This is a genomic window from Pseudomonas sp. stari2, assembly GCF_040760005.1.
GTDB lineage: Bacteria > Pseudomonadota > Gammaproteobacteria > Pseudomonadales > Pseudomonadaceae > Aquipseudomonas.
This window is the reverse complement of sequence record NZ_CP099760.1, coordinates 3569265-3591243: the sequence shown is the minus strand read 5'-3', so window position 1 is coordinate 3591243 and position 21979 is coordinate 3569265. Positions and strand designations below refer to the sequence as shown.

The 21979-nt window shown below is 59.6% G+C and carries 21 protein-coding genes and 1 pseudogene; 7 read left to right on the top strand and 15 right to left on the bottom strand.

The features are described 5' to 3' along the window. Nucleotides 1–65: 65 nt before the first annotated feature. The 9 genes from NH234_RS16140 to NH234_RS16100 all read right to left on the bottom strand — a co-directional run bounded on the left by NH234_RS16140 (nt 66) and on the right by NH234_RS16100 (nt 8175). Nucleotides 66–1373, bottom strand: coding sequence for a hypothetical protein (locus NH234_RS16140; RefSeq protein WP_085731084.1), 1308 nt, complete (start codon nt 1371–1373; stop codon nt 66–68). Nucleotides 1374–1420: 47 nt separating this feature from the next. Next, nucleotides 1421–2167 (bottom strand): hypothetical protein, encoded by a 747-nt coding sequence (locus tag NH234_RS16135; protein WP_085731271.1) that lies wholly within the window; start codon nt 2165–2167, stop codon nt 1421–1423. A gap of 44 nt (nt 2168–2211) precedes the next feature. Next, nucleotides 2212–2892 (bottom strand): C39 family peptidase, encoded by a 681-nt coding sequence (locus tag NH234_RS16130; protein ID WP_085731083.1) that lies wholly within the window; start codon nt 2890–2892, stop codon nt 2212–2214. A gap of 63 nt (nt 2893–2955) precedes the next feature. Further along, entirely contained in the window at nt 2956–3936 is a 981-nt protein-coding gene (locus NH234_RS16125; RefSeq protein ID WP_085731082.1) for a heme utilization protein, read from the bottom strand. Nucleotides 3937–4005: 69 nt separating this feature from the next. Further along, nucleotides 4006–4575, bottom strand: coding sequence for an adhesin (locus NH234_RS16120; RefSeq protein WP_085731081.1), 570 nt, complete (start codon nt 4573–4575; stop codon nt 4006–4008). 1 nt (nt 4576) lies between these two features. Further along, nucleotides 4577–5026: a hypothetical protein gene (locus NH234_RS16115; protein ID WP_367253367.1), complete on the bottom strand. Its 450-nt coding sequence runs from the start codon at nt 5024–5026 to the stop codon at nt 4577–4579. Nucleotides 5027–5373: 347 nt separating this feature from the next. Then, on the bottom strand, nt 5374–5898 hold the full coding sequence (locus NH234_RS16110; protein WP_367253366.1) for an AAA family ATPase: 525 nt from the start codon (nt 5896–5898) through the stop codon (nt 5374–5376). Further along, nucleotides 5895–6458: a nicotinamide riboside transporter PnuC gene (pnuC, locus tag NH234_RS16105; protein ID WP_085731078.1), complete on the bottom strand. Its 564-nt coding sequence runs from the start codon at nt 6456–6458 to the stop codon at nt 5895–5897. The genes NH234_RS16110 and pnuC overlap by 4 nt, the downstream gene beginning before the upstream one ends. A gap of 82 nt (nt 6459–6540) precedes the next feature. Next, nucleotides 6541–8175, bottom strand: coding sequence for a methyl-accepting chemotaxis protein (locus NH234_RS16100; RefSeq protein ID WP_367253365.1), 1635 nt, complete (start codon nt 8173–8175; stop codon nt 6541–6543). A 303-nt stretch (nt 8176–8478) separates the two neighbouring features. Here NH234_RS16100 and NH234_RS16095 point away from each other — a divergent pair, with 303 nt between their 5' ends. Next, nucleotides 8479–9309, top strand: coding sequence for an undecaprenyl-diphosphate phosphatase (locus NH234_RS16095; protein WP_085731077.1), 831 nt, complete (start codon nt 8479–8481; stop codon nt 9307–9309). Continuing rightward, the gene (locus tag NH234_RS16090; RefSeq protein WP_367253364.1) at nt 9306–9734 is read left to right on the top strand and encodes a DUF1294 domain-containing protein; all 429 of its coding nucleotides are present in this window, start codon (nt 9306–9308) and stop codon (nt 9732–9734) included. Before NH234_RS16095 ends, NH234_RS16090 begins: the two co-directional genes overlap by 4 nt. A 2-nt stretch (nt 9735–9736) precedes the next feature. Here NH234_RS16090 and NH234_RS16085 read toward each other — a convergent pair whose 3' ends face one another. Beyond that, nucleotides 9737–10096, bottom strand: a complete 360-nt coding sequence (locus tag NH234_RS16085; RefSeq protein ID WP_367253363.1) for an MmcQ/YjbR family DNA-binding protein — start codon at nt 10094–10096, stop codon at nt 9737–9739. Further along, entirely contained in the window at nt 10093–11001 is a 909-nt protein-coding gene (locus NH234_RS16080) for a LysR substrate-binding domain-containing protein (protein ID WP_367253362.1), read from the bottom strand. Before NH234_RS16080 ends, NH234_RS16085 begins: the two co-directional genes overlap by 4 nt. A gap of 128 nt (nt 11002–11129) precedes the next feature. Here NH234_RS16080 and NH234_RS16075 point away from each other — a divergent pair, with 128 nt between their 5' ends. After that, complete coding sequence (locus NH234_RS16075) at nt 11130–11741, top strand: FMN-dependent NADH-azoreductase (protein WP_367253361.1); 612 nt, start codon at nt 11130–11132, stop codon at nt 11739–11741. 235 nt (nt 11742–11976) lie between these two features. Continuing rightward, nucleotides 11977–13014, top strand: coding sequence for a dienelactone hydrolase (locus tag NH234_RS16070; protein ID WP_085731072.1), 1038 nt, complete (start codon nt 11977–11979; stop codon nt 13012–13014). A gap of 4 nt (nt 13015–13018) precedes the next feature. Here the strand turns inward: NH234_RS16070 and NH234_RS16065 are convergent, their stop codons facing one another. The 3 genes and pseudogenes from NH234_RS16065 to NH234_RS16055 all read right to left on the bottom strand — a co-directional run. Then, nucleotides 13019–14206, bottom strand: coding sequence for an MFS transporter (locus NH234_RS16065; RefSeq protein ID WP_367253360.1), 1188 nt, complete (start codon nt 14204–14206; stop codon nt 13019–13021). A 139-nt stretch (nt 14207–14345) separates the two neighbouring features. Continuing rightward, nucleotides 14346–15932, bottom strand: a complete 1587-nt coding sequence (locus tag NH234_RS16060; RefSeq protein ID WP_085731070.1) for an ABC-F family ATPase — start codon at nt 15930–15932, stop codon at nt 14346–14348. A 20-nt stretch (nt 15933–15952) separates the two neighbouring features. After that, a pseudogene (locus tag NH234_RS16055) lies at nt 15953–16462 on the bottom strand (tyrosine-type recombinase/integrase); the annotation flags it as partial. On the opposite strand from NH234_RS16055, the gene NH234_RS16050 reads away from it, so the two are divergent. Continuing rightward, complete coding sequence (locus NH234_RS16050; protein ID WP_367257274.1) at nt 16421–16822, top strand: hypothetical protein; 402 nt, start codon at nt 16421–16423, stop codon at nt 16820–16822. The pseudogene NH234_RS16055 and the gene NH234_RS16050 overlap by 42 nt on opposite strands. A 123-nt stretch (nt 16823–16945) precedes the next feature. Here the strand turns inward: NH234_RS16050 and NH234_RS16045 are convergent, their stop codons facing one another. After that, a complete protein-coding gene (locus tag NH234_RS16045; RefSeq protein WP_367253359.1) occupies nt 16946–17542 on the bottom strand; it encodes a TetR/AcrR family transcriptional regulator in 597 nt (198 codons plus the stop codon). Nucleotides 17543–17660: 118 nt separating this feature from the next. Here NH234_RS16045 and NH234_RS16040 point away from each other — a divergent pair, with 118 nt between their 5' ends. Both NH234_RS16040 and NH234_RS16035 read left to right on the top strand, forming a co-directional pair. Continuing rightward, the gene (locus tag NH234_RS16040; RefSeq protein WP_367253358.1) at nt 17661–18818 is read left to right on the top strand and encodes a MexC family multidrug efflux RND transporter periplasmic adaptor subunit; all 1158 of its coding nucleotides are present in this window, start codon (nt 17661–17663) and stop codon (nt 18816–18818) included. 27 nt (nt 18819–18845) lie between these two features. Further along, nucleotides 18846–21977, top strand: coding sequence for a multidrug efflux RND transporter permease subunit (locus NH234_RS16035; protein ID WP_367253357.1), 3132 nt, complete (start codon nt 18846–18848; stop codon nt 21975–21977). Nucleotides 21978–21979 lie beyond the last annotated feature (2 nt).

Below are 21979 nucleotides of genomic sequence, written 5' to 3'. Positions count from 1 at the left end.
CGGCAAGAAGCTGAAAAGGCCCGCTGCGATGCAAGTCGCAGCGGGCCTTTTCATTGTGTGGCGGGTTAGAAGTAGTACGGGAATTTCAGGCTGAAGGAAAAGTCCGGGGCATCGTCGGTCATGCCGATGGACAGGTTGGGTACGATGGTCAGGTTGTCGGTGGCCGCGATGGTCATGCCGACGTTGAAATAACCGGCGTTGGCATCGCTGGATACCACCGATTCCCAGGACCCGCCGTCCTGTTTCAGCTTGCTCTGGCGTTGTACAAGGTCGGAAACCGAGAACGACATACTCATTTTTTCGTTGAGTGCGAAGGCTATGCCTGCACCGATCTGGAAGCTGTCGCCGATCCGGACCTTGCCCGGTGTTTTCTGGTTGACCGTGGAACTGATGTCGTCAAATGACTCCTCCAGGTTATGGGTGTAGGACAGGCTACCGAAGAGCACGGCAGGGTCATATGTCTTGACCAGCGAGATGCCCGGTGTAATCGACCAGACGCCGTTGCCGGTGGGCAGGGTGTCAGGCACGAAGAGGTTGCTGTTGGCGTCTGTCTTGCGCAGTTTGATACCGAAAGGGTCCTTGCCCGTAGGGGCTTTGATGCGCAAGGACACCACTGCATCCGGCGAATTGACCGATTCGTCCAGGAACTTGTAGGCGATGCCGAAGTTGACGTCGCCAAGGGTTGGGTCGCGACTGACGTCCTGTTCGGTGGTGACGTTGGAGGCACCACCGTTGCCGCCACCGGACTGATAAGTCGACTCTCGGTACACCACCGGCACGTTCAGGTCGAATTGCCAGCGGTTGTCGAAGTTATAGCGGCCCGTCAGGTCGAGGGTCCAGGTGTCGGCCTTGATCCGGTCGAGGTTGATATTGCCCAGGAAGATCGAATCCAGTGCCAGGAAACCGTTGAGAATCAACTGGCGCGTGTCATAACGCGAATAGGTAATACCGGTTTCAAAGCTGAACTTGCCACCGCCGAAGAAGCCGCTGGCCTCGTCGTACAGGTTGGACACACTCTGTGCCGGTTGCGAGTCATCGGCCAGTGACTGCCCGTAAGAAGCCCCACTGCCACCGGCTGCACCCCCCGACGCTGCTGCGGCCCCGGTGCCGGTGGCCACTTTGGGATTGCCTTTCATGTCCGCTGGCGACTTGGCCAGACGCTTGGGTGGTGGTGAAGCCGGTTGATCTTCTACCTGGCGGACCCGTTGTTCGAGTACCGCCAGGGCTTTCTGTTGCACTTCGTATCGTTGCTTAAGCTCCAGAAGCTCCCGTTTCAAGGTTTCCACATCCGCATCGGGTGCTGCTTGCAGCATCGCCGCGGGGAGAAGAGTACTCAGACAAACAGCGGCACGCAGTGATACTGATCGATACATGAATAAGCCGTCCCTTTTTAAGGCTAATGATCGAGACTCAGCGTAGTTCAATATCCGATGTTGCGTAGTGCTCTAAGTTGACTCAGATTGCAATCGAGCGCTCCGGCGCTCATGCCGTTATTGTTAAGGACAACGTTAAGCGTTGTCAGGTTGTTGACGACGTTCGAATTACCCAGCAAACGCGTATTTTGCAGCAGCCCGCCTTGGGCCACTTGTTGCAGGGCGGTGCCCTGGTTGCCTGCGGCCTGGATGGCCATTTGCACGCCACCACCGGTGGCGGAAACCGCGACGCTACCGGCCGCATTGCTGCCGGAGATTGTTTGTCCGGCCATCAAGGCTTGCCCCTGGGCCGGTACCAGTGCCGGTGCCTGGTTGGCCTCGGAAACGTTGATCGCAACGTTGTTATAGGCCGAGTTGCCGTCACCGGCGGCGCGAACGCTTTGGGTCACGCCTTGGGAACTGTTGAGTCCCGCGCCACCAACGACTGTACCGGTACCCGTTTGCAGGGTGCTGCCGTTGCCGGTTTCCTTGATGGTTGAGACATAGAATTCGGGTTTTACGGTTGCCGCCTGCAATTGCATCGAGGACGTAGCCCCGATCAGATCTCCGCTGGCGTTGCGCCAGGTACTGCTCATGACAATACCGAAGCTGATAATCCGGCCCGGCATGATGTAACGACCGCGAAGCTGAGCCAGCTCCTGATCCTGGATTTCGATGGGTTTGAATCCTGCATTGGCATAGCCTGATGCGCTCGCTGCCAGGCAGGCGGCGGCCAGCCAGTATGAGGTTTTCATCTGCTGCTCCCGGGACATCCAGCCCCACTCTTTATAATCGGCGATTAAAAGAAGTCGCTCTGTATGAACCCGAAGTCCATCAATTCAGCATCTTTGACGGGATTGAAAGTATCCAGCTTGTTCTTGGCGGTCAGCGGTACCGGAGGACTGCGTAGTGCATTGGTCTTGTCGTATCCGGGGCCGACGATCGCAAAAACGATGCCGTTCCAACCTTTGACAAAGTCATCATGGTTGTAGCGTTTGTGCCCTAAGACCGGGTCTGCGATGTAGACCCAATCCTTGTCCGCCCGCTGCAACACCACGAAATGCTTGTAGCCGCGAATTTCCATCAGTACCACCACCGGGATAGTGACCGCGTCGAGTTTTTCCGGCGGGATCTTGTAGCCCCTGGCGCGCATTCCGATGCTTTCTATGTAGCGCTTCATGTCCAGCATGGAGAAGCCCTGTGTACGGACCAGCTCCTGGTCGGAATTGACCAGCATGCCTTTGATGATGTGCTCTTCATCGACGTCGAGCCAATAAGCCTGGCGTAGTACCGTTGCCAGAGCGGCGGCGCCGCAGCTGAAATCGGTTTTTTGTTCGACGATGTCGGAAAACTTGCGTTCTCGAATGCTTTGCACGTGCTTGTAGATGAGGGTGCCACCGGGCAGGGCAGCCACGGGCATCTGGGCGGCCTGGGTCAGGCCAGACAGGCAAAGCAGAGCGAGGAGGGTAGTCTTACGCATGATCGATACGCCTTTTCGGACTGAGGAAAAGCCCCGTTTCCGGGGCTTTCGTTTCGATCGCGATTACATGCAGGCTTTGCAACCTGCAGCGATGGACAGCGAGTTGCTTTGTTGGTTGCCAACACCGGCGGCGTTGTTGAAGCCACCGTTACCCGACCAGTTGTTGCCTACGTTGTTCATACTGGCAGTGTTGGTGACAGGGTTTTTCCAGCCGTCTGGGGTCAGCACTTGTTGAGTGGTCACGCCAGCCAGACCGAAGACACCCACGGCTTCAAACTTGGCTTTTTGATCTCTGTCGTCGCCATGGCCACGATTGTCGTTGCCGTAGCCGTGACCATGACCATGATCGTTGTCTTCGATGGTAGCGGTGCCTTTGGCGACGAACACACCTGCTGCGTTGAAAGTACCGGTGAGGGTATCTTTTTTGTAGGTTTGTGTGCCGTAGTTGGAGACACCCAGGCCAGTGGAGCTTTGGTTGGCAGCAGCGGCGGCATTAGCTACACGACCACCGGATACAGCGATTGCCAGGTTGTTTTTCTGTTGGTTGAAGTCGCCAGCAGCGTTGTTCACGCCGATGTTGCCCGAACCACCGTTGCCGACGTTGTTGAGGCTGGCGCTGGCAGTGCTGGAGTAGTTGGCGACACCATTGTTGGCGTTGATTTGAGTGGCGCTGGATGCGGAAACCGCTGCGCCGAAGATGAAGCTTTCGTCAGCAGTTGCCAAAGCAGCGGCGTTGTCTTGCTGGTTACCATCGCCTGCGGCGTTGTTCATGCCAATGTTGCCGTTGGCACCGTTGACAGCGTTGGTGGCGTTGGCATTGTTGTTGGTACCTTGGTTCAGCACCCCGTTGCCTTCACTGGTTTGCTGGTCGATGACCGCAGCGCCTGCACCGGCGGTGATTTGCAGCAGTTCTTCCAGAGTTGGGCCTTTTGGACCGTGACCGTGACCATGACCGTGATCATCACGACCGCCTGCCTGTGCTGCGATTGCCATCACTGCTGCAAGTGCGAAAACCAGTGGTTTGAGAGCCATTGTAGGTTTCATGGTGTTTCTCCGTCGTGCTTATTAGTTGGTTAAGTGTTGGTACTTTCTAATTGCACTGCTTTGTGTGGGTCAGTCAGCGACCCGGATGCTCAGGGTGTTAGCCATTCGGTTCCCCACCCCGGCACTCTGGTTCACCTGGATAACCCCGCGACTGCCGGTGAAGGCCTGATCACTTGTCGTGACCTGGCGACTGCCGGGGGTGCCAGTTGCTCCTGAGCTCGGTAACAGCGCCACGTTCTGTTGGGAAAGGGCGCTATCGTCAACGCTCTGCGGTGCAGCACTGATGCTGATACGCATGGCGTTGGCCATCTGGTTGTTGGCCCCGGAACCCTGGTTCACGCCCAGTGCGCCGTTGCCGTTACTGAATGAGGTGCCGCCGATTGTGGAGCTCGCATTGATCGAGCGGTCGGCCGGTGTATCGAGTTTTTGGTGAATGCTGGTGGTAGCACTGGCTGACGTGCCAATGGCGATCGACTTGACGTTTGCTTGTTGCTGTTGGTCGCCGGCGGCCTGGTTGACGTTGAAGTTACCGTTGTACTGCACGCCGGAATTCTGAATGTTGGCGCTGTCCACGGCGCTTGGGTCGGCCATTACACTGGTGCAGCCAAGCAGTGCCAAAAGGAGCAGGGAACGATTCATCTCATTGGCCTCCGGCCATGCGGGTCAGCGGAGCCAGACCACTGCTGAGCGAGCGGTTGATGGTGTTGGAGATCGTGCCGCCACCGCCGCCACCATGGCCGGCGCTCATACCGGGCAGGCCATTCGGGTTGGTCAGGACGTTGGTGCCTGGCAGGTTGGAGCCAACTGCCATGTTGCCGCGGATCGATGAGCCACTGGCTACACTGGCAAATTCACCGTCATTGAGTTCGGTGCTGGTCATTGCCTGGTCGATGCGGCCGGAAGGGTTGGCATTCACGGTGGTCGGGTAAGGGTCCTTGCCCGGAGCGCTACGTCCGATCGGAATTGGCTGTACGTCGCGATTGAGAACGATCACGCCATTGCCCTCGGCCTGAACGTTGAAACTGAGGAACGTGCTGGCTGCAGATCCGATCAGCAGAAGGCAGGTAAAGGCTTTGTTGATGTTTCCCACGGCGGCAATTCCTTCTTCAGTGGGCTGGCCCTAGTCAGCGTTGTGAAGGAGAGAGCGAAAGCTGTGCCGGTTTTTAAATGTTCTTGGATTTCAACAGGTTGGCTCGAAGGTATGCAGCGCTGATACAAATGCTGTTTCAACATTGAAACAACGCGCCATCGGTACAAGCGCCCATACCCATTGCAAAGCTCTGGAACAAGGGTTTGCGAGCAGGTGTTTCAAAGGTGTAACAAGTCGGGTGACAAAGCGATGAAGGCCGTTGAGACGGGCACTTTGCACCCGAGGGAGTGTTTCAGGATCGGACACTTTGGCCCCAAAACAGGGGAACCCGCCCCCGGGAAACGGGCTCAATCTTCCAGCAGGTTTCGCACGGCGTCGAAGGCCTGAATCTGCCGTGCCGCCCAGTCGCCCTGAATGATCCGGACCGGTTGGCGATGCTGCTCCAGCCAGACCTTTGTGGCGTCGTAGAACGCCAGTCGTTCACTCAACTGCGGCTGGCAGCGCTGGCCATCGTTGGTCCAGTCGATCTGCTCCGGGGACAGCAACAGGTGCAGGTCGTAATGACGCGCCAGCAGTTCCGGTTCCAGCCAGTCGGGACAGTCCCCGAACAGCGTCTGGCTCCAGAGAATGTTGCTCAACAGATGAGTGTCTAGAATCAGCAACGAAGGCTGCTGCGCTCGCGCCTCGTCTTCCCACTGCAATTGGCCGCGAGCAATTTCAGGAATGTCTGCGAGGCAGGTATCCCGGGGATTCTGCTCGATGAACCAGCGCACGTACTCATCCACCCGCAAACCGCCGAACTGTTGCTGCAGCCCGGCCGCCAGCCAGCTCTTGCCGGTGGATTCCGGCCCGGTCAGAACAACGACTTTCATGTGCGCAACGCCGGATCGGCGCGCCATTCCCGCCAGCCCTGCACCGCGATCAGGGTGAACAGGGCGTACAGCGCAGCGGTGAGGTAAAGGTCTTTGTAAAGAAACAGGCCGACAAAGATCACATCCAGCACGAACCACAGTGCCCAGCATTGCAGGCGCTTGTGCGCCATCCAGAATTGCGCGACCAGGCTGAAAGCGGTCAACGCCGCGTCGAGCCAAGGCTGCGCGGCATCGGTCCAGTGCGCCATGGCGGCGCCCAGCAAAAGGCTGCCGGCGGCGCCGATGGCCAGTCCTTGCAGAATCGAACGGGAGTCGAGCCGGCTGACCTCACGCCCGTCATGCATCGTCCCGGCCCGGGTCCATTGCCACCAGCCGTAGACTTGCAGCGCGGCGTAAACCACCTGCAGCAACATGTCCGAATACAGCTTCACCTCGAAGAAGACCCAGCTGTAGAGCAAGACCATTACCAGCCCGATCGGCCAGCACCAGGGGTTCTGTTTGACCGTCAGCCAGACGGCGATCACACCGAGGGCGGCGGCAAACAGTTCGAGCCCGGACATGCAAGATCCTTGGAGGGAGTAGAAGAGGGGGCGGATTGTACCCAAAAACCTGTGGGAGTGAGCCTCCCACAGGCTGAGAGCGTCAGACGCGGAACTGGCGCAGCAAACCGTTCAGTTGCTCGCTCAACTGGCCGAGCCGAACGCTGGCGGCGCTCGACTGCTCGGCAGCCAGTGCGGTGCTGTGGGACAGGCCGGCAGCCTGGGTGACGTTCTGGTTGATGTCCTCGACCACGTGCGCCTGTTGCAGGGTCGCACTGGCGATCGACGCATTCAGACCGTTGAGGTTGCGCAGCGCCTGGCCGATCGCATTGAGGCTCGCACCGGCCAGTCCGGCCTGCTCGATGGTCAGCTGCGAGGCCTTGCTGCTGTCGCCGATCACTTTCACCGCGGCTTCAGAATGATTTTGCAGGCGCTCGATCATTGACTGGATTTCCGCCGTGGATTTCTGTGTGCGCTGTGCCAGCAGGCGAACCTCATCGGCCACCACGGCAAAACCACGGCCCTGTTCGCCGGCGCGGGCGGCTTCGATGGCGGCGTTGAGTGCCAGCAGGTTGGTCTGTTCGGCAATCGAGCGGATCACCTCCAGGACACTGCCGATCTGCGTGCTTTCGGTCGCCAAAGTACGAATGACTTCGACCGCCTGATCGATGGTGCCGGACAATTTGTCGATCTGTTGCAGGCTGCCGTCGATGTTGATCTGGCCCTGCTGCGCCTGAGCTTCGGCATCGCGCATTTCGTTGGCGGCATGCTCGGCGTTCTTCGCCACATCCTGCACGCCGTAGGTGACTTCGTTGATGGCCGTCGCCACCAGCTCCATCTGCTGCGATTGTTGCTGGCTGCGTTGCTGGGCCTGACTCGCGTCGTTGCCCAGTTCAGTGGAGGACTGGCCCAGCGCGCTGGCCGACACCTGCAAATCGCCGATCACCCGGCGCAGCTTGGCGGTGAAGGCATTGAAGTGATGGGCCAGTTGCGTGACTTCGTCCTGGCCATGGGTATCGAGGCTGCGGGTCAGGTCGCTTTCGCCGCTGGCAATGTTGGCCATGGCGTTCACGGTTTCCTGCAACGGGCGAACGATGCTGCGGGCAATCAGGATCACCAGCACGCCCATGATCAGTGCAATCAACAGACCGACAACGGAAGCCTTGATCACCTGGCCCTGAAACTCAGCCTGCACATCGTCGACGTACACGCCGGAACCCAGCACCCAACCCCATGGCTCGAACAGTTTCACGTAGGAGGTCTTGGCCACCGGTTCACTGGCACCGGGTTTCGGCCAACGGTAGTCGACCATCCCGGCGCCCTTGGATTTGGCGATGGCAACCATCTCGTTGAACACTGCAAAACCGTCCGGGTCGCGGATCGCCGAGAGGTTCTGGCCTTCGAGCTTCGGATTGGTTGGGTGCATGACCATCACGGGCGTGAGATCGTTGATCCAGAAGTAATCGTTCTGGTCATAACGCAGGCCGCGAATCGCCGTCAGCGCCTGCTTCTGCGCGGCGTCGCGGGTCAGGGTTCCCGCCGCTTCCAGGCTCTGGTAATAGGTCAGCAAACCGCTGGCGGTCTGCACCACATGCTGGGTTTTCTGGGCCTTGGCGTGATACAGGTCATCGTGGATCTGCTTGAGCATCAACAGGCCCAGGGTCAGCAGCATGACCACCGCCACAATCAAGATGAGCCACAAGCGTCGGCTGATCGACACACTGCGCAAGCTGTTCATAACGCTGTCACTCCGATTTCTTTTTCTTGTAATAAATCACCGCCAGCATCCAACCACGTTTCCTTGGTCGGGCATACGCGACCCAAGTCGTAGAGCGCGGCAGCGCTATTACGGCTTGTCTGTTAGGATTTCGGCCCCGTGCGTGAAAACCTGAACCCAAGTTGCCATTTCACGGAATTTTGACCGTTTCGTGTGGATCCTTGGCGCGCGGAATCGGTACAGCAACAAACAGCTACGCTGATCGCAGTGAACGTAAAAAATACTATCGGGGCATGCCTGAACGCATCGCTCTTTGGGGGATTGATGGACCTTTGGACCGCCTTGCAGGCACTGATTCTTGGAGTTGTAGAAGGGCTGACGGAGTTTTTGCCCATTTCCAGTACCGGACACCAGATCATTGTCGCCGACCTGCTGAATTTCGGCGGCGAACGCGCCATGGCGTTCAACATCATCATTCAGCTCGGCGCGATTCTCGCGGTGGTCTGGGAGTTTCGCCGCAAGATTCTCGACGTGGTCATCGGCTTGCCGACCCAGCCGAGTGCGCGACGCTTTACCGCCAACCTGCTGATCGCCTTCCTGCCCGCCGTGGTGCTCGGCGTGATCTTTGCCAATCTGATTCACAAGTACCTGTTCAACCCGATCACCGTAGCGACGGCGTTGGTGGTGGGCGGCTTCATCATGTTGTGGGCCGAGCGCCGGCAGCATGAAGTGCACGCCGAAACCGTGGACGAAATCACCTGGAAGGATGCGCTGAAGGTCGGTTTCGCCCAATGTCTGGCGATGATCCCGGGCACCTCGCGCTCCGGCTCGACCATCATTGGCGGGCTGCTGTTCGGTCTGTCGCGCAAGACCGCCACCGAGTTCTCGTTTTTCCTGGCGATGCCGACCATGGTCGGTGCGGCGGTCTATTCGGGCTACAAGTACCGCGCGCTGTTCGTGCCGGCGGACTTCCCGGTGTTTGCCATCGGTTTTGTCACGGCATTCGTTTTCGCCATGATCGCCGTGCGCGGTTTGCTGAAGTTCATCGCCAGCCACAGCTATGCGGCATTCGCCTGGTACCGGATCGTGTTCGGTCTGTTGATTCTGGCGACCTGGCAGTTCGGTTGGGTGGACTGGGCGGCAGCCAAGGCATGAGTGACTCCCGCGCACGCCGCCCGGATCGCGGTCCTTCCGGTGGCAGCATCCAGCATCTGAAGTTGAAGCTGATGATCTTGCTGATCGTCTGTGCGTTGCCGCTGTTCGGTTCGCTGTCGATGTGGCTGCGCGGAATCTCACGGGTGCCGCTGACGGCTTATGGGCTGGTCAGCGTGCTGGCGTTTTTCCTGTACTGGGCCGACAAGCGCAAGGCTCGCGCCGACGCCTGGCGCACGCCGGAGAACGTCCTGCACACCGTGGAACTGGCGGGAGGCTGGCCGGGCGCGTTGATCGCCCAGCAAGTCTTCCGGCACAAGACGCGCAAGGTGTCGTTTCAGATTCTGTTCTGGGTGATCGTCGCGCTGCACCAGGTGTTCTGGATCGACCAGTTGTTCCTCGGTTCGAACCTGTTGGCGCTGGGTTAGAACTACAGCAGCAAACCCACCTGGGTTTTCTTCGGCAGCTTGCTCACCACCAACTGGTGAGAACGTTGCAGTAACCCTCGCAGTTCCTCGGCGCTCAAGGGGTAGGGCGGGTGCATGATGATCCACTGTGCCCGCGCCAGATATGGCGCCGGGTGAATGCCCGGCCGGTCGCAATGGCCGAGAAACAGATCCTTGTCGACCTTGAACGCCAGCGACTCGCCACGCAGCCCCTGCAAGGCGAACATCTTGTTACCGGCAATCGAAAACACCCGCACACCGCCCCATTTGTAATCTTCACGGGCACCGGGCAATGCCAGGCAGAAGTCCGCGACGTCCGCTTCGCTCATCTTTCCTTGTTTCATAACAGCCGTTCTCCACAGGCATTGAACGATTCGACCAGATGATCGATCCACGCGCGCACCGCCGGCATCACCCCGCGCCGGTGCGGATACACCGCTTGCAGCCAGCCGCCAGGCAATGACCATTCCGGCAGCAATTGCACCAGCGTGCCGTTGTTCAGCTCTGCTTCGCAATACATCATCGGCAGCAGGGTGAAACCCTGGCCGGCCAGCACGCAGGCCTTGCGCACGATGAAGTCGTCGATACCCAGCCGTGCTTCCAGCGCCAGATCGCAACTCTTGCCGTGCTGATCGAGCAGGCGCACGTGCACCATGCGATCGGCTTCCAGCGCGCCGAGCACCGGCAGGGTTTTCAAGTCCTGCGGATGATTGATCTCCACGCCCTGTATAAAGGTAGGGCTCGCGACCACCACCATTTGCGCCTGACGCAAACGGCGGGTCACCAGCATCGGTTCTTCGTCGCCGTGTTCGCGCACCCGTAGAGCGACGTCGATACCTTCGGTGATCAGATCGACCCGGCGATTGATCAAGGTGACTTCCAGTTGCACCTGGGGATATTTGCCGAGGAAATTGCTGATCACCACCGGCAGCATTTCATGGGCCAGCCCGGTCGGGCTTGACACCCGCAGGCGGCCACGGGGTTCGCTGGACATGCTGGCCACCGTTTCATCGGCCATTTCCGCTTCCAGCAGCATCGCCTGGCAGTGGCGCAAATAGCGCTCGCCAACCGCAGTCAGCTTCAATTGACGGGTAGTGCGTTGCAGCAAGCGTGCACCCAAGCGTTCTTCCAGTTCGGCAATCCGCCGCGACAGGCGCGACTTGGGAATGCCCAGTAAACGGCCGGCCGCGGCGAATCCGCCGGCCTCGACCACTTTGGCGAAATAGTAGAGATCGTTGAGGTCTTGCATAGGGGAATCCGACTGTTCTATCAGTGGGACAAACTATCGCATTGTTGCCGTCTAATCAGCTATTGGTTTCGTAGGTAGGATTGTCTCCATTCCGTCGCCACCGGCGATTCTTTCCAGGAGATTCCACTATGAAACTGCTGCACATCGATTCGAGCATTCTGGGCGACAACTCCGCTTCCCGTCAGCTGAGCACCGAAGTCGTCAAAGCCTGGCAAGCCGCCGAGCCAAGCGCTGTCGTGACCTACCGCGACCTGGCCGCCGACGCCATCAGCCACTTTTCATCGACCACTCTGGTGGCCGCCGGCACCACCGCTGAACTGCGCAACGCCGCACAACAGCACGAAGCCGAGCTGAGCGCCAACACCCTGGCCGAGTTCATCGCCGCCGACGCCATCGTGGTTGCCGCGCCGATGTACAACTTCACCGTGCCAACCCAGCTCAAGGCCTGGATCGACCGCATCGCCGTCGCTGGCCAGACTTTCCGCTACACCGAAGCCGGCCCTGAAGGCCTGTGCGGTGGCAAGAAGGTGATCATCGTATCGACTTCGGGCGGCATCCACGCCGGTCAGGCTTCGGGCGTGGCTCACGAAGATTACCTGAAGCTGGTCTTCGGCTTCCTCGGCATCACCGACATCGAAATCGTCCGCGCCGAAGGTCTGGCCTACGGTGAAGAAGTTCGCAACAACGCCATGAGCGCGGCCCAAACCCGCATCAGCGAGCAACTGTTCGCTGCAGCGTAAGGCTTTCGTAAAGAACAGCTCTCGTTCAGGCAACACCCAAAAAACTCTGTATTCTGGTTCTGCAAGGGCCAGATACGGAGTTTTTTGTGTCTGACTGTTACATGATCTGGCCCGGGTTATGCAGTCTGATGATCAACGTCTGAGTGCAACGCCGCGCCGGATCACCGAACCACGGAGTTTCGGGCGTCGAACACAACGGATCTTTCGATTGAGTAACAACAGGGTGGGGCATCCCATGATGCGTCTTTGTGCAACGTTACTGATTTGCCTGCTCGGCAGCCTGAATTCAGTGCACGCAGCCCCCGGCCAGCACCCACGCTGGAGCGTCGGTTATCACGAGATGACGTTCCTCGATCCGCTCGACCTGCAACCGATGCGTGCCATCGCGTTCTATCCCTCCAGCGACCGCGAGCACATGAGCCTGCTCGAGGGCTATTCGGTCGAAGCCGGCGAAGACGCCAAGGTCGCCCTCGGCCGCTTTCCGATGCTGATGTTGTCCCACGGCAACACCGGCACGCCGCTGGCGCTGCACGACCTCGCCACTTCGTTGGCTCGCAAAGGCTTTGTGGTGGTGGCAGTGATTCATCCCGGCGACAATTCCAGGGATCACAGCCGCCTTGGCACTTTGAGCAACCTCTATGGGCGCCCGATCCAGATTTCCGAAGCCATTACCGCAACCCTTGGCGACCGCATGCTCGCACCGTTCGTGAATGCCGACCAGGTCGGCGTGATCGGTTATTCGGCGGGTGGCGAGACCGCGTTGATCCTTTCAGGCGCGCAGCCTGACCTGGATCGCCTGCGCCGTTACTGCCAGGAGCGTCCGGACGACCGCGACGCCTGTAACACCCAAGGCGAGCTGATTGTCGACCGCGATGACTTGCAACCAGTGGCCGACCCACGGGTTCACGCTTTGCTGTTGATGGCGCCGCTGAGCCTGAAATTCGGTCGTCACACCCTCGCTGACGTGCATGTGCCGGTGCTGCTCTATAGCGGTGACGGCGACAAACTGGTGGCTTTCGACAAGAACGCTGCCGCCCTGGCGCGCAAACTGCCGACTGCGCCGGACTTCAAGTTGCTGGCCGGGGCAGGGCACTTCGTATTTATGGCGCCGTGCAATGAAGAGCAGATTCGTGCGATGCCTGCGCTGTGCACCGATGCCGATGGCGTGGATCGCGAAGACATTCACCGCAATTTGATTTCAGAGGCCGGGCGGTTTTTCTCCAATGCGCTGGGCAAGCCTTCCCGGGCGGGGATGCAGACGGCGGACCAGTAAAGGCTCAGGCCATCGCCCGACGCTTGAGCCACAAGGTCAGCGCCAGTCCGCTCACGGACAGCAGTGCTGCGCCCAGGAATATCCACGAATACCCCAGATTCAACGCCACCGCCCCCATCAGCGGCCCGGCGACCGCCAATGCCAGATCGAAAAACACCGCGTAAGCACTCAACCCGGCACCACGGCTGGAGTTGGGTACCTGCTTGATGGCTTCAACGCCCAACGCGGGGTAAACCAGCGACAACCCGAACCCTGCCAGCCCGGCGCCGATCAGTGCGTAGCCGGTGGACGGTGCGAGCCACAGCAACAGCAACCCGACGGTTTCGATACTCATGCAGGCGATGGCCGAAGCAAAGCCGCCGAATCGAGCAATGGCAGAAATGAACAACAGCCGCGACAGGATGAAGCACACGCCGAACACCGTCAGGCAGTACGCCGCACCGGTCCAGCCGCGATTGAGGTAATAAAGGGTGATGAACGTGGTCAGGGTGCCGTAACCTATCGAGGCCAGGCTCAAACTGGCGCCGAATGGCGCAATCCGCCCGAATACCGCCCAGAACGGCAACCGCTCGCCGCGCACCACCGGCACGGAAGGTTTGTTGCGGATCAGCAGCAGGGCGCCAGTGGCCAGTATCGACAGCGCAATACCGAGGCTGGTAAAGCCATAATCGGCCACCATCAGCACACCCAGCGGCGCGCCGATCGCAATGGCGCCATAAGAGGCGATGCCATTCCAGCCGATGGACCGGGCGGTATGTTCCGCACCCACCTGGCCCATGCACCAGCTGATGGTGCCGACGCCGATCAGGCCCTGTGCAATACCGAGCAGCAAACGCCCTGCGATCAGAATGATCAGGCTCGGAAGTGGAAAGTCCTGAAGCAGGGTCGATATGAATGTCAGTACACCGCTGAGGACGATCCCCAACAGGCCATAAACGATCGCCCGTTTTGTCCCGACGGTATCCGACATGCGCCCGGCCATGGGGCGGCTGAGCAGGGTGGCCAGGTATTGTGAGCCGATCACCAGACCCGCAACGACAGCACTGAAACCCAGTTGTTCGTGCACGTAACCGGGCAGCACCGCAATCGGCAGTCCGATGCAGAGGAAGGCGATAAAGGTGTAGAAAACGATGGAGACGATCTGCAGGGTGATCGCCATGGAGCTTTGCGGTGGCTGTTGCTGCGCAGACATAAGGGCTCGTTCGCGGGCGGCGATGGGAGAGTCCGCATCATGGCTTGGGTGTGAAATAAAAGAAAGCAGGCTAACTATCTTTCCCGGACGCAATAAAAAGCCCCGCCATGGGGGCGGGGCTTTCGACTCTAGGCTGCTATCAGAACACGACGCCCTGGCTGCGCAGATAATCGTCATAGGTGCCGCTGAAGTCGGTCACGCCGTTCGGGCTCAGCTCGATGATGCGCGTGGCCAGGGACGATACGAACTCACGGTCATGGCTGACGAAAATCAGCGTGCCCGGGTAGTTTTCCAGCGCCAGGTTCAGCGCTTCGATCGATTCCATGTCCAGGTGGTTGGTCGGTTCGTCCATCACCAGTACGTTCGGCTTTTGCAGGATCAACTTGCCGAACAGCATGCGACCTTGCTCACCACCGGAGATGACCTTCACTGACTTGAGGATCTCGTCGTTGGAGAACAGCATGCGGCCCAGGGTGCCACGAATTACTTGCTCGCCCTGAGTCCACTGACCCATCCAGTCGAACAGGCTCACGTCGTCTTCGAAGTCGTGGGCGTGGTCCTGAGCGTAGTAGCCCAGCTCCGCGCTTTCGGTCCACTTCACGGTGCCGGCGTCCGGGGTCAGTTCACCCATAAGGGTGCGCAGCAGGGTGGTCTTGCCGATACCGTTCGGGCCGATGATCGCGACGCGTTCGCCGGCTTCAACGGTGAAGCTGAAGTTCTTGAACAGGGTCTTGCCGTCGAAGCCCTTGGACATCTGCTCGATGGTCACGGCCTGGCGGTGCAGCTTCTTGGTCTGTTCGAAACGGATGAACGGGCTCACGCGGCTCGATGGCTTGACCTCGGCCAGCTGGATCTTGTCGATCTGCTTGGCACGGGAAGTGGCCTGCTTGGCTTTCGAGGCGTTGGCCGAGAAGCGGCTGACGAATGTTTGCAGTTCGGCAATCTGGGCTTTCTTCTTCGCGTTGTCCGACAGCAGTTGCTCGCGGGACTGGGTCGCCGCGGTCATGTACTCGTCGTAGTTGCCCGGGAACAGGCGCAGCTCGCCGTAGTCCAGGTCGGCCATGTGCGTGCAGACGCTGTTCAGGAAGTGACGGTCGTGGGAAATGATGATCATGGTGCTGTTACGCGCCGTCAGAATCGTTTCCAGCCAGCGGATGGTGTTGATGTCCAGGTGGTTGGTCGGTTCGTCGAGCAGCAGCACTTCAGGATCGGAGAACAGTGCCTGAGCCAACAGAACGCGGAGTTTCCAGCCTGGTGCAACTTCGGTCATCGGACCGAAATGCTGTTCCAGCGGAATGCCCAGGCCCAGCAGCAGTTCACCGGCGCGGGATTCGGCAGTGTAGCCGTCCATCTCGGCGAACTCGGTTTCCAGCTCGGCCACGGCCATGCCGTCTTCTTCGCTCATTTCCGGCAGCGAGTAGATGCGATCGCGCTCGGCCTTGACCTTCCACAGCTCTTCGTGACCCATGATCACGGTGTCGATCACGGTGAATTCTTCGTAGGCGAACTGATCCTGACGCAGTTTACCGAGGCGCACGTTAGGCTCGAGCATCACCTGGCCGGCGGACGGCTCCAGGTCGCCACCGAGGATTTTCATGAAAGTCGACTTGCCGCAACCGTTGGCGCCGATCAGGCCATAACGGTTGCCGTTGTTGAATTTCACCGAAACGTTTTCGAACAGCGGCTTTGCGCCGAACTGCATCGTGATGTTAGCTGTGGAGATCAATTACCTTACCTATCAATGGGTTAGAGCTGGTCTTTTTTGCCTGATACCGATTTGATACCAATCTGGAGCTTTTCCAGCTCCCCCCAGTCTGAGCTTGAGTTGAGCCAACGCGCATACGTCGTCAGCAACATTTGGACGCTGTGGCCAAGTTGCTGAGCGATAAATGCGGGGTTCATGTTGGACATTAAACATATTGTCGCATAAGTATGACGGCAGTTGTACGGCGGCCGATGAGGCAGCGCTAAAGCCTTCAGCGCTGGCCTCCACTGTTTGTGCAGGTCCGACGTCTGTTTGATGTACTCGCTGTTCTTCGAAGGCGGGAACACGTAGGGCGTTGTTTTGATCTTGCCGATGCCGTTTGCACGACGCTCTGCGTATTGACGGGCGAACCCGAGCGCGTGCAGCGCTCGTTCATTCAGCAAAACAAAGCGGTCCTTGTTGGTCTTGGTTCGCTCCTCGACGAGGCCAAGAGCTACGGTGCGGCAGACATGTACCTGGCGTTTCACCAGGTCGACAGCATCCCAGCGCAATCCGAAACGACCAACATGGCTGCGCCGCCGCCGGTTGATCCCGCGCAAGGGCAGTCCCCGGACTTTCAGAAAGCGCGTGCACATCGCGAGCACTACTTGGCGCGGATGGCTGAAATGGAGTTTCGTAAGGCGCAGGGAGAGCTGGTCGAGGTCAGCTTTGTGCAGAAAGCCGCTTTTGAAACGGCGCGATCGCTCAACCATTCGTTGATGAGCCTGTCGCCACAATTGGCACCACAACTCGCCGCGCTGTCTGACCCATGGGAAGTGGAACGACAGCTGACCGCTGCATTACGTCAGCGGCTCAACGAAGCAGCTCAACTTTCCAGTGATGACTTTGGATTCGCACTTGACGAGTGCTAACGAAGCGTTGATTGAAGTTAATCGATTGACGGGTTTAGTGCTGTCGGATAGAGATAGGCATTATTCATTCCATTCGTCCACTGGTTCCCCGCTTCAGCCGTGTCTTCACGCGTTTCTGACGGACTAGCGTGTTTCTTCCAGCATAGGGGCGCGTCCGCGATACTCCTCACCCAATAACGCTCCGTTCAGGAACATCTGCTCAAGTATTCGTGCCGAGTCAGTGTTGGCGGCGCGCCTGCGGTGTTCGGCATCCACCAGCCCGTAGATCAGCGAAATGAACAGCTCGGTCAGGATCGCCGCTGTGATATCGATACGAAACAACCCGGTGTGCTGGCCTTTCAGAAAGAAGCTGTCCAGAGCCTCCAAATAAAACAGCCAGCGCTTGCCGCCCTGTTCCAGATCGAGGAAGTCAGGGCGATATTGCGCCATCAAGAAGGCTAATAGCTCCCGATGATCCAAATGGCCTCGGATCAATCGACGCAGCGCGTCCAGCGGCTCCCGTTCCAGCAATCCGGCGCTGCGAATAATCAGATTGAGCGTGCCTTCGGCGTGATCCTCCAAGCGCAGTACCAAGTTCTCTCGCGTGCCACAGTAGCGGTGCAGAGTAGCCTTGCTCACGCCTGCCAGTTGCGCCAGTTCCTTCATCGTCGCCCGCGGCCGGTTGGCCACGGCCAGGGTCAGCGACTTGAGCAGCTGTTCATCATGGGAAATCGAGTTCATCAGAGGCCTAGAACGGTGTTCATATAAAAATCAAAAAATACTCATATGAGACATTATTGACTCATTATGATTTGAAACGTAGCATTCGCGCCCAATTCGATCAAGCCTTGGGTGAGTTATGGGCAATTTGCGTGCGGTAGGAATGGCGGGTTCGCTGGCAGTCGCCATTGCGTTGGCCGGGTGTGGGCAGGCAAGTGAACAAGCGGCGGTGCCGGAAGTGGCACGCCCGGTAGAAGTGGTGGCGGTGAAGACCGAGCCTTTGGCGCTGACGTCGGAGCTGCCGGGCAGGGTGGAACCGATGCGCGTTGCGGAAGTGCGCGCTCGTGTGCCGGGCATCGTGATGCAGAAGCGTTTTGAAGAGGGCGCGGATGTGAAAGCCGGGGATCTGTTGTTCCAGATCGACCCGGCACCGCTCAAAGCGGCGCTGTCCCGGGCCGAAGGTGAACTGGCCCGCGCCCAGTCCGTTGCGCTTGAGGCTCAGGCCCGAGTGAAACGCTATGAACCCTTGGTGAAGATCGAAGCGGTCAGCCAACAGGATTTCGACAGCGCCATGGCTGATCTGCGCAGCGCTCAGGCAGCCACCCGTTCGGCCCAGGCCGATCTGCAAAGTGCCCGGCTGAACCTCGGTTATGCCTCGGTGACGGCACCGATTTCCGGCCGCGTCGGCCGTGCGCTGGTCACTGAAGGGGCGCTGGTTGGGCAGGGTGACGCGACGCTGATGGCGCGGATTCAGCAACTGGATCCGGTCTACGTCGACTTCACCCAATCGGCTGCCGACGCGCTGCGTCTGCGCGAATCGCTCAAGGACGGAAAACTCTCCGCCGACGACAACAAGGCCCTGTCGATTCGCGTCGATGGCACTAACTACCAGCGTCAGGGTGCGCTGATGTTTACCGATGTCGCGGTGGATCGTGGCACCGGGCAGGTGTCGTTGCGCGGCAAATTCGCCAATAGCGACGGCGTGCTGTTGCCGGGCATGTATGTGCGCGTGCGTACGCCACAGGGCACCGACAGCCAGGCCATTCTCGTGCCGCAACGCTCGGTGCAACGTGGCAGCGATGGCACTGCTCAGGTGATGGTGGTCGGCTCGGACGAGCGGGTCGAAGTGCGCAGTGTGGTCACCGGCGCCATGCAGGGTTCGCGCTGGCAGATCAGTGAAGGTCTGAAGGCGGGCGATCAAGTGATCGTCGGTGGTCTTGCCGGACTGCAACCGGGGGTCAAGGTCGTGCCGGGTCAGTCTCAGACCGTGGCTCAGTCGTCCGAGTCGAATCAATAAGGGCGCCGTCGCCGCGAGGATTTCCCGATGTCCAAGTTTTTCATCAAACGCCCGAACTTCGCCTGGGTGGTGGCGTTGTTCATCTCACTAGCCGGCCTGCTGGTCATTCCGATGCTGCCGGTGGCGCAGTATCCCGATGTTGCGCCGCCGCAAATCAAGGTCACGGCCACTTATCCCGGGGCCTCGGCGAAAGTGCTGGTGGACTCGGTCACCAGCGTGATCGAAGAGTCGCTCAACGGTGCCAAGAACCTGCTGTATTTCGAGTCGACCAACAACTCCAACGGCATCGCCGAAATTGCGGTGACGTTCCAGCCGGGCACTGATCCGCAGCTCGCTCAGGTCGACGTGCAAAACCGCCTGAAAAAGGCTGAGTCGCGCATGCCGCAAGCCGTGCTGACCCAAGGCCTGGAGGTGGAGCAGGCCAGCGCCGGTTTCCTGCTGATCTATGCGCTCAACTATAAGGAAGGCTCCCAGCACACCGACACAACCGCGCTGGGCGACTACGCCGCGCGCAACATCAACAACGAACTGCGCCGGGTGCCGGGCGTCGGCAAGCTGCAATTCTTCTCATCTGAAGCTGCGATGCGCATCTGGCTCGACCCGCAGAAACTGGTGGGTTACGGGCTGTCCATCGACGACGTGAGCACCGCGATTCGCGGGCAAAACGTACAGGTGCCGGCCGGCAGCTTCGGCAGCACGCCGAGCAACAGCCAGCAGGAACTGACCGCGACCCTGGCGGTGAAAGGCACGCTGGATAATCCGCAAGAATTTGCCCGCATCGTTCTGCGTGCCAACGAGGACGGCTCGACGGTCAAACTAGGCGACGTCGCCCGCGTGGAAATCGGCCAGGAAAGCTACAACTTCAACTCGCGCCTGAACGGCAAACCGGCCGTGGCCGCCGCGATCCAGTTGTCCCCCGGCGCCAACGCGATTCAGACTGCGACCGCCGTCAAGGAACGCCTGGCCGAACTGTCGGCGTACTTCCCGGACGACGTTGAATACTCCGTTCCCTACGACACTTCGCGTTTCGTCGACGTCGCCATCGAGAAGGTGATCCACACCCTGATCGAGGCGATGGTGCTGGTATTCCTGGTGATGTTCCTGTTCCTGCAGAACATCCGCTACACGCTGATTCCGTCGATTGTGGTGCCGGTGTGTCTCCTCGGCACGTTGGTGATGATGTACCTGCTGGGCTTCTCGGTGAACATGATGACCATGTTCGGCATGGTGCTCGCCATCGGCATTCTGGTGGACGACGCCATCGTGGTGGTGGAGAACGTCGAGCGGATTATGGCGGAGGAAGGGTTGTCGCCAGTTGACGCCACGATCAAGGCCATGGGGCAGGTATCCGGTGCGATCATCGGTATCACCCTGGTGCTGTCGGCAGTGTTCATGCCGTTGGCGTTCATGTCCGGTTCGGTGGGTGTGATCTACCAGCAGTTCTCCGTGTCGCTGGCGGTGTCGATCCTGTTCTCGGGCTTCCTCGCGCTGACGTTCACGCCGGCTCTGTGTGCCACGCTGCTCAAGCCGATTCCGCAAGGACACCATGAAAAACGCGGTTTCTTCGGCGCCTTCAACCGTGGTTTCGCGCGGCTCACCGAGCGTTACTCGATCCTCAACAACGGCCTGGTCGCTCGTGCGGGGCGAATGATGCTGGTGTACGTGGGCATTATCGCGATGCTCGGCTACTTCTACCTGCGTTTGCCGGAGTCGTTTGTGCCGGTGGAAGACCAGGGCTACATGATCGTCGATGTCCAGTTGCCACCGGGCGCGACCCGTACCCGTACCGAAGCGACCGGCGAACAGCTTGAGCGCTATCTCGCCTCCCGTGATGCGGTGCAGTCGATGTTCCTGGTCTCGGGTTTCAGCTTCTCCGGGATGGGCGATAACGCGGCGCTGGCATTCCCGGTGTTCAAGGACTGGTCGCTGCGTGGCGAAGATCAATCGGCGATGGTCGAGGTCATGGCGCTGAACGAACAATTTGCCGTGACCAACGACGGCGCCGTGATGGCGGTGCCGCCGCCACCGATCGACGGTCTGGGCAACTCCGGCGGTTTCGCGCTGCGTCTGCAGGATCGCGGCGGACTGGGCCGCGAAGCCTTGCTCGCCGCCCGTGACCAGGTGCTCGGTCAGGCCAACGGCAACTCGAAAATCCTCTACGCCATGATGGAAGGCTTGGCCGAATCGCCGCAATTGCGCGTGGTGATCGACCGTGACAAGGCCCGTACCTTGGGCGTGAGTTTCGAGTCGATCAGCAGTGCGTTGTCCGCCGCGTTCGGTTCCGAAGTGATCAACGACTTCACCAACTCTGGCCGTCAGCAACGTGTGGTGGTGCAGGCCGAGCAGGGCGACCGGATGACCCCGGAAAGCGTGCTCAAACTGTACGTGCACAACAGCGCCGGCAATCTGGTGCCGCTGAGCGCCTTCGTCACCACCCACTGGGAAGAAGGCCCGGTGCAACTGGTGCGCTACAACGGATATCCGTCGATCCGCATCGTCGGTGACGCCGGGCCGGGCTACAGCACCGGTGAAGCCATGGCGGAAATGGAACGAATCGCCGCGCAATTGCCGGCAGGTTTCAGCTACGAGTGGACGGGGCTGTCGTATCAGGAAAAGGTCTCCAGCGGTCAGGCGACGCAATTGTTCGCGCTGGCGATTCTGGTGGTGTTCCTGTTGCTGGTGGCGCTCTACGAGAGTTGGGCGATTCCGTTGACGGTGATGCTGATCGTGCCGATTGGTGCCATCGGTGCAGTGCTGGCAGTGATGGTCGCCGGCATGCCCAACGACGTGTACTTCAAGGTGGGCCTGATCACCATCATTGGTCTGGCGGCGAAGAACGCGATCCTTATAGTCGAGTTCGCCAAGGAACTGTGGGAGAAGGGCTACAGCCTGCGTGACGCCGCCATTGAAGCCGCACGCCTGCGTTTCCGGCCGATCGTCATGACCTCCATGGCATTCATTCTCGGTGTGGTGCCGCTGGCATTGGCCACCGGGGCAGGGGCGGCGAGTCAGCGTGCAATCGGTACCGGTGTGATCGGCGGGATGCTCAGCGCGACGTTGCTGGGTGTGCTGTTCGTGCCGATCTGTTTTGTCTGGGTGCTTTCGCGGTTGCGCAGCAAACCCGCGTCTGTCGAACGACCCGCTTTGGTTCAGGAGTGATT

Coding starts and splice junctions, on each gene's coding strand:
- NH234_RS16040 (WP_367253358.1), top strand. CDS start 17,661: ATGGGCAATTTGCGTGCGGTAGGAATGGCGGGTTCGCTGGCAGTCGCC.
- NH234_RS16070 (WP_085731072.1), top strand. CDS start 11,977: ATGATGCGTCTTTGTGCAACGTTACTGATTTGCCTGCTCGGCAGCCTG.
- NH234_RS16050 (WP_367257274.1), top strand. CDS start 16,421: ATGTACCTGGCGTTTCACCAGGTCGACAGCATCCCAGCGCAATCCGAA.
- pnuC (WP_085731078.1), bottom strand. CDS start 6,458: ATGTCCGGGCTCGAACTGTTTGCCGCCGCCCTCGGTGTGATCGCCGTC.
- NH234_RS16100 (WP_367253365.1), bottom strand. CDS start 8,175: ATGAACAGCTTGCGCAGTGTGTCGATCAGCCGACGCTTGTGGCTCATC.
- NH234_RS16080 (WP_367253362.1), bottom strand. CDS start 11,001: ATGCAAGACCTCAACGATCTCTACTATTTCGCCAAAGTGGTCGAGGCC.
- NH234_RS16045 (WP_367253359.1), bottom strand. CDS start 17,542: ATGAACTCGATTTCCCATGATGAACAGCTGCTCAAGTCGCTGACCCTG.
- NH234_RS16065 (WP_367253360.1), bottom strand. CDS start 14,206: ATGTCTGCGCAGCAACAGCCACCGCAAAGCTCCATGGCGATCACCCTG.
- NH234_RS16035 (WP_367253357.1), top strand. CDS start 18,846: ATGTCCAAGTTTTTCATCAAACGCCCGAACTTCGCCTGGGTGGTGGCG.
- NH234_RS16140 (WP_085731084.1), bottom strand. CDS start 1,373: ATGTATCGATCAGTATCACTGCGTGCCGCTGTTTGTCTGAGTACTCTT.
- NH234_RS16135 (WP_085731271.1), bottom strand. CDS start 2,167: ATGAAAACCTCATACTGGCTGGCCGCCGCCTGCCTGGCAGCGAGCGCA.
- NH234_RS16120 (WP_085731081.1), bottom strand. CDS start 4,575: ATGAATCGTTCCCTGCTCCTTTTGGCACTGCTTGGCTGCACCAGTGTA.
- NH234_RS16090 (WP_367253364.1), top strand. CDS start 9,306: ATGAGTGACTCCCGCGCACGCCGCCCGGATCGCGGTCCTTCCGGTGGC.
- NH234_RS16075 (WP_367253361.1), top strand. CDS start 11,130: ATGAAACTGCTGCACATCGATTCGAGCATTCTGGGCGACAACTCCGCT.
- NH234_RS16095 (WP_085731077.1), top strand. CDS start 8,479: ATGGACCTTTGGACCGCCTTGCAGGCACTGATTCTTGGAGTTGTAGAA.
- NH234_RS16130 (WP_085731083.1), bottom strand. CDS start 2,892: ATGCGTAAGACTACCCTCCTCGCTCTGCTTTGCCTGTCTGGCCTGACC.
- NH234_RS16125 (WP_085731082.1), bottom strand. CDS start 3,936: ATGAAACCTACAATGGCTCTCAAACCACTGGTTTTCGCACTTGCAGCA.
- NH234_RS16085 (WP_367253363.1), bottom strand. CDS start 10,096: ATGAAACAAGGAAAGATGAGCGAAGCGGACGTCGCGGACTTCTGCCTG.
- NH234_RS16110 (WP_367253366.1), bottom strand. CDS start 5,898: ATGAAAGTCGTTGTTCTGACCGGGCCGGAATCCACCGGCAAGAGCTGG.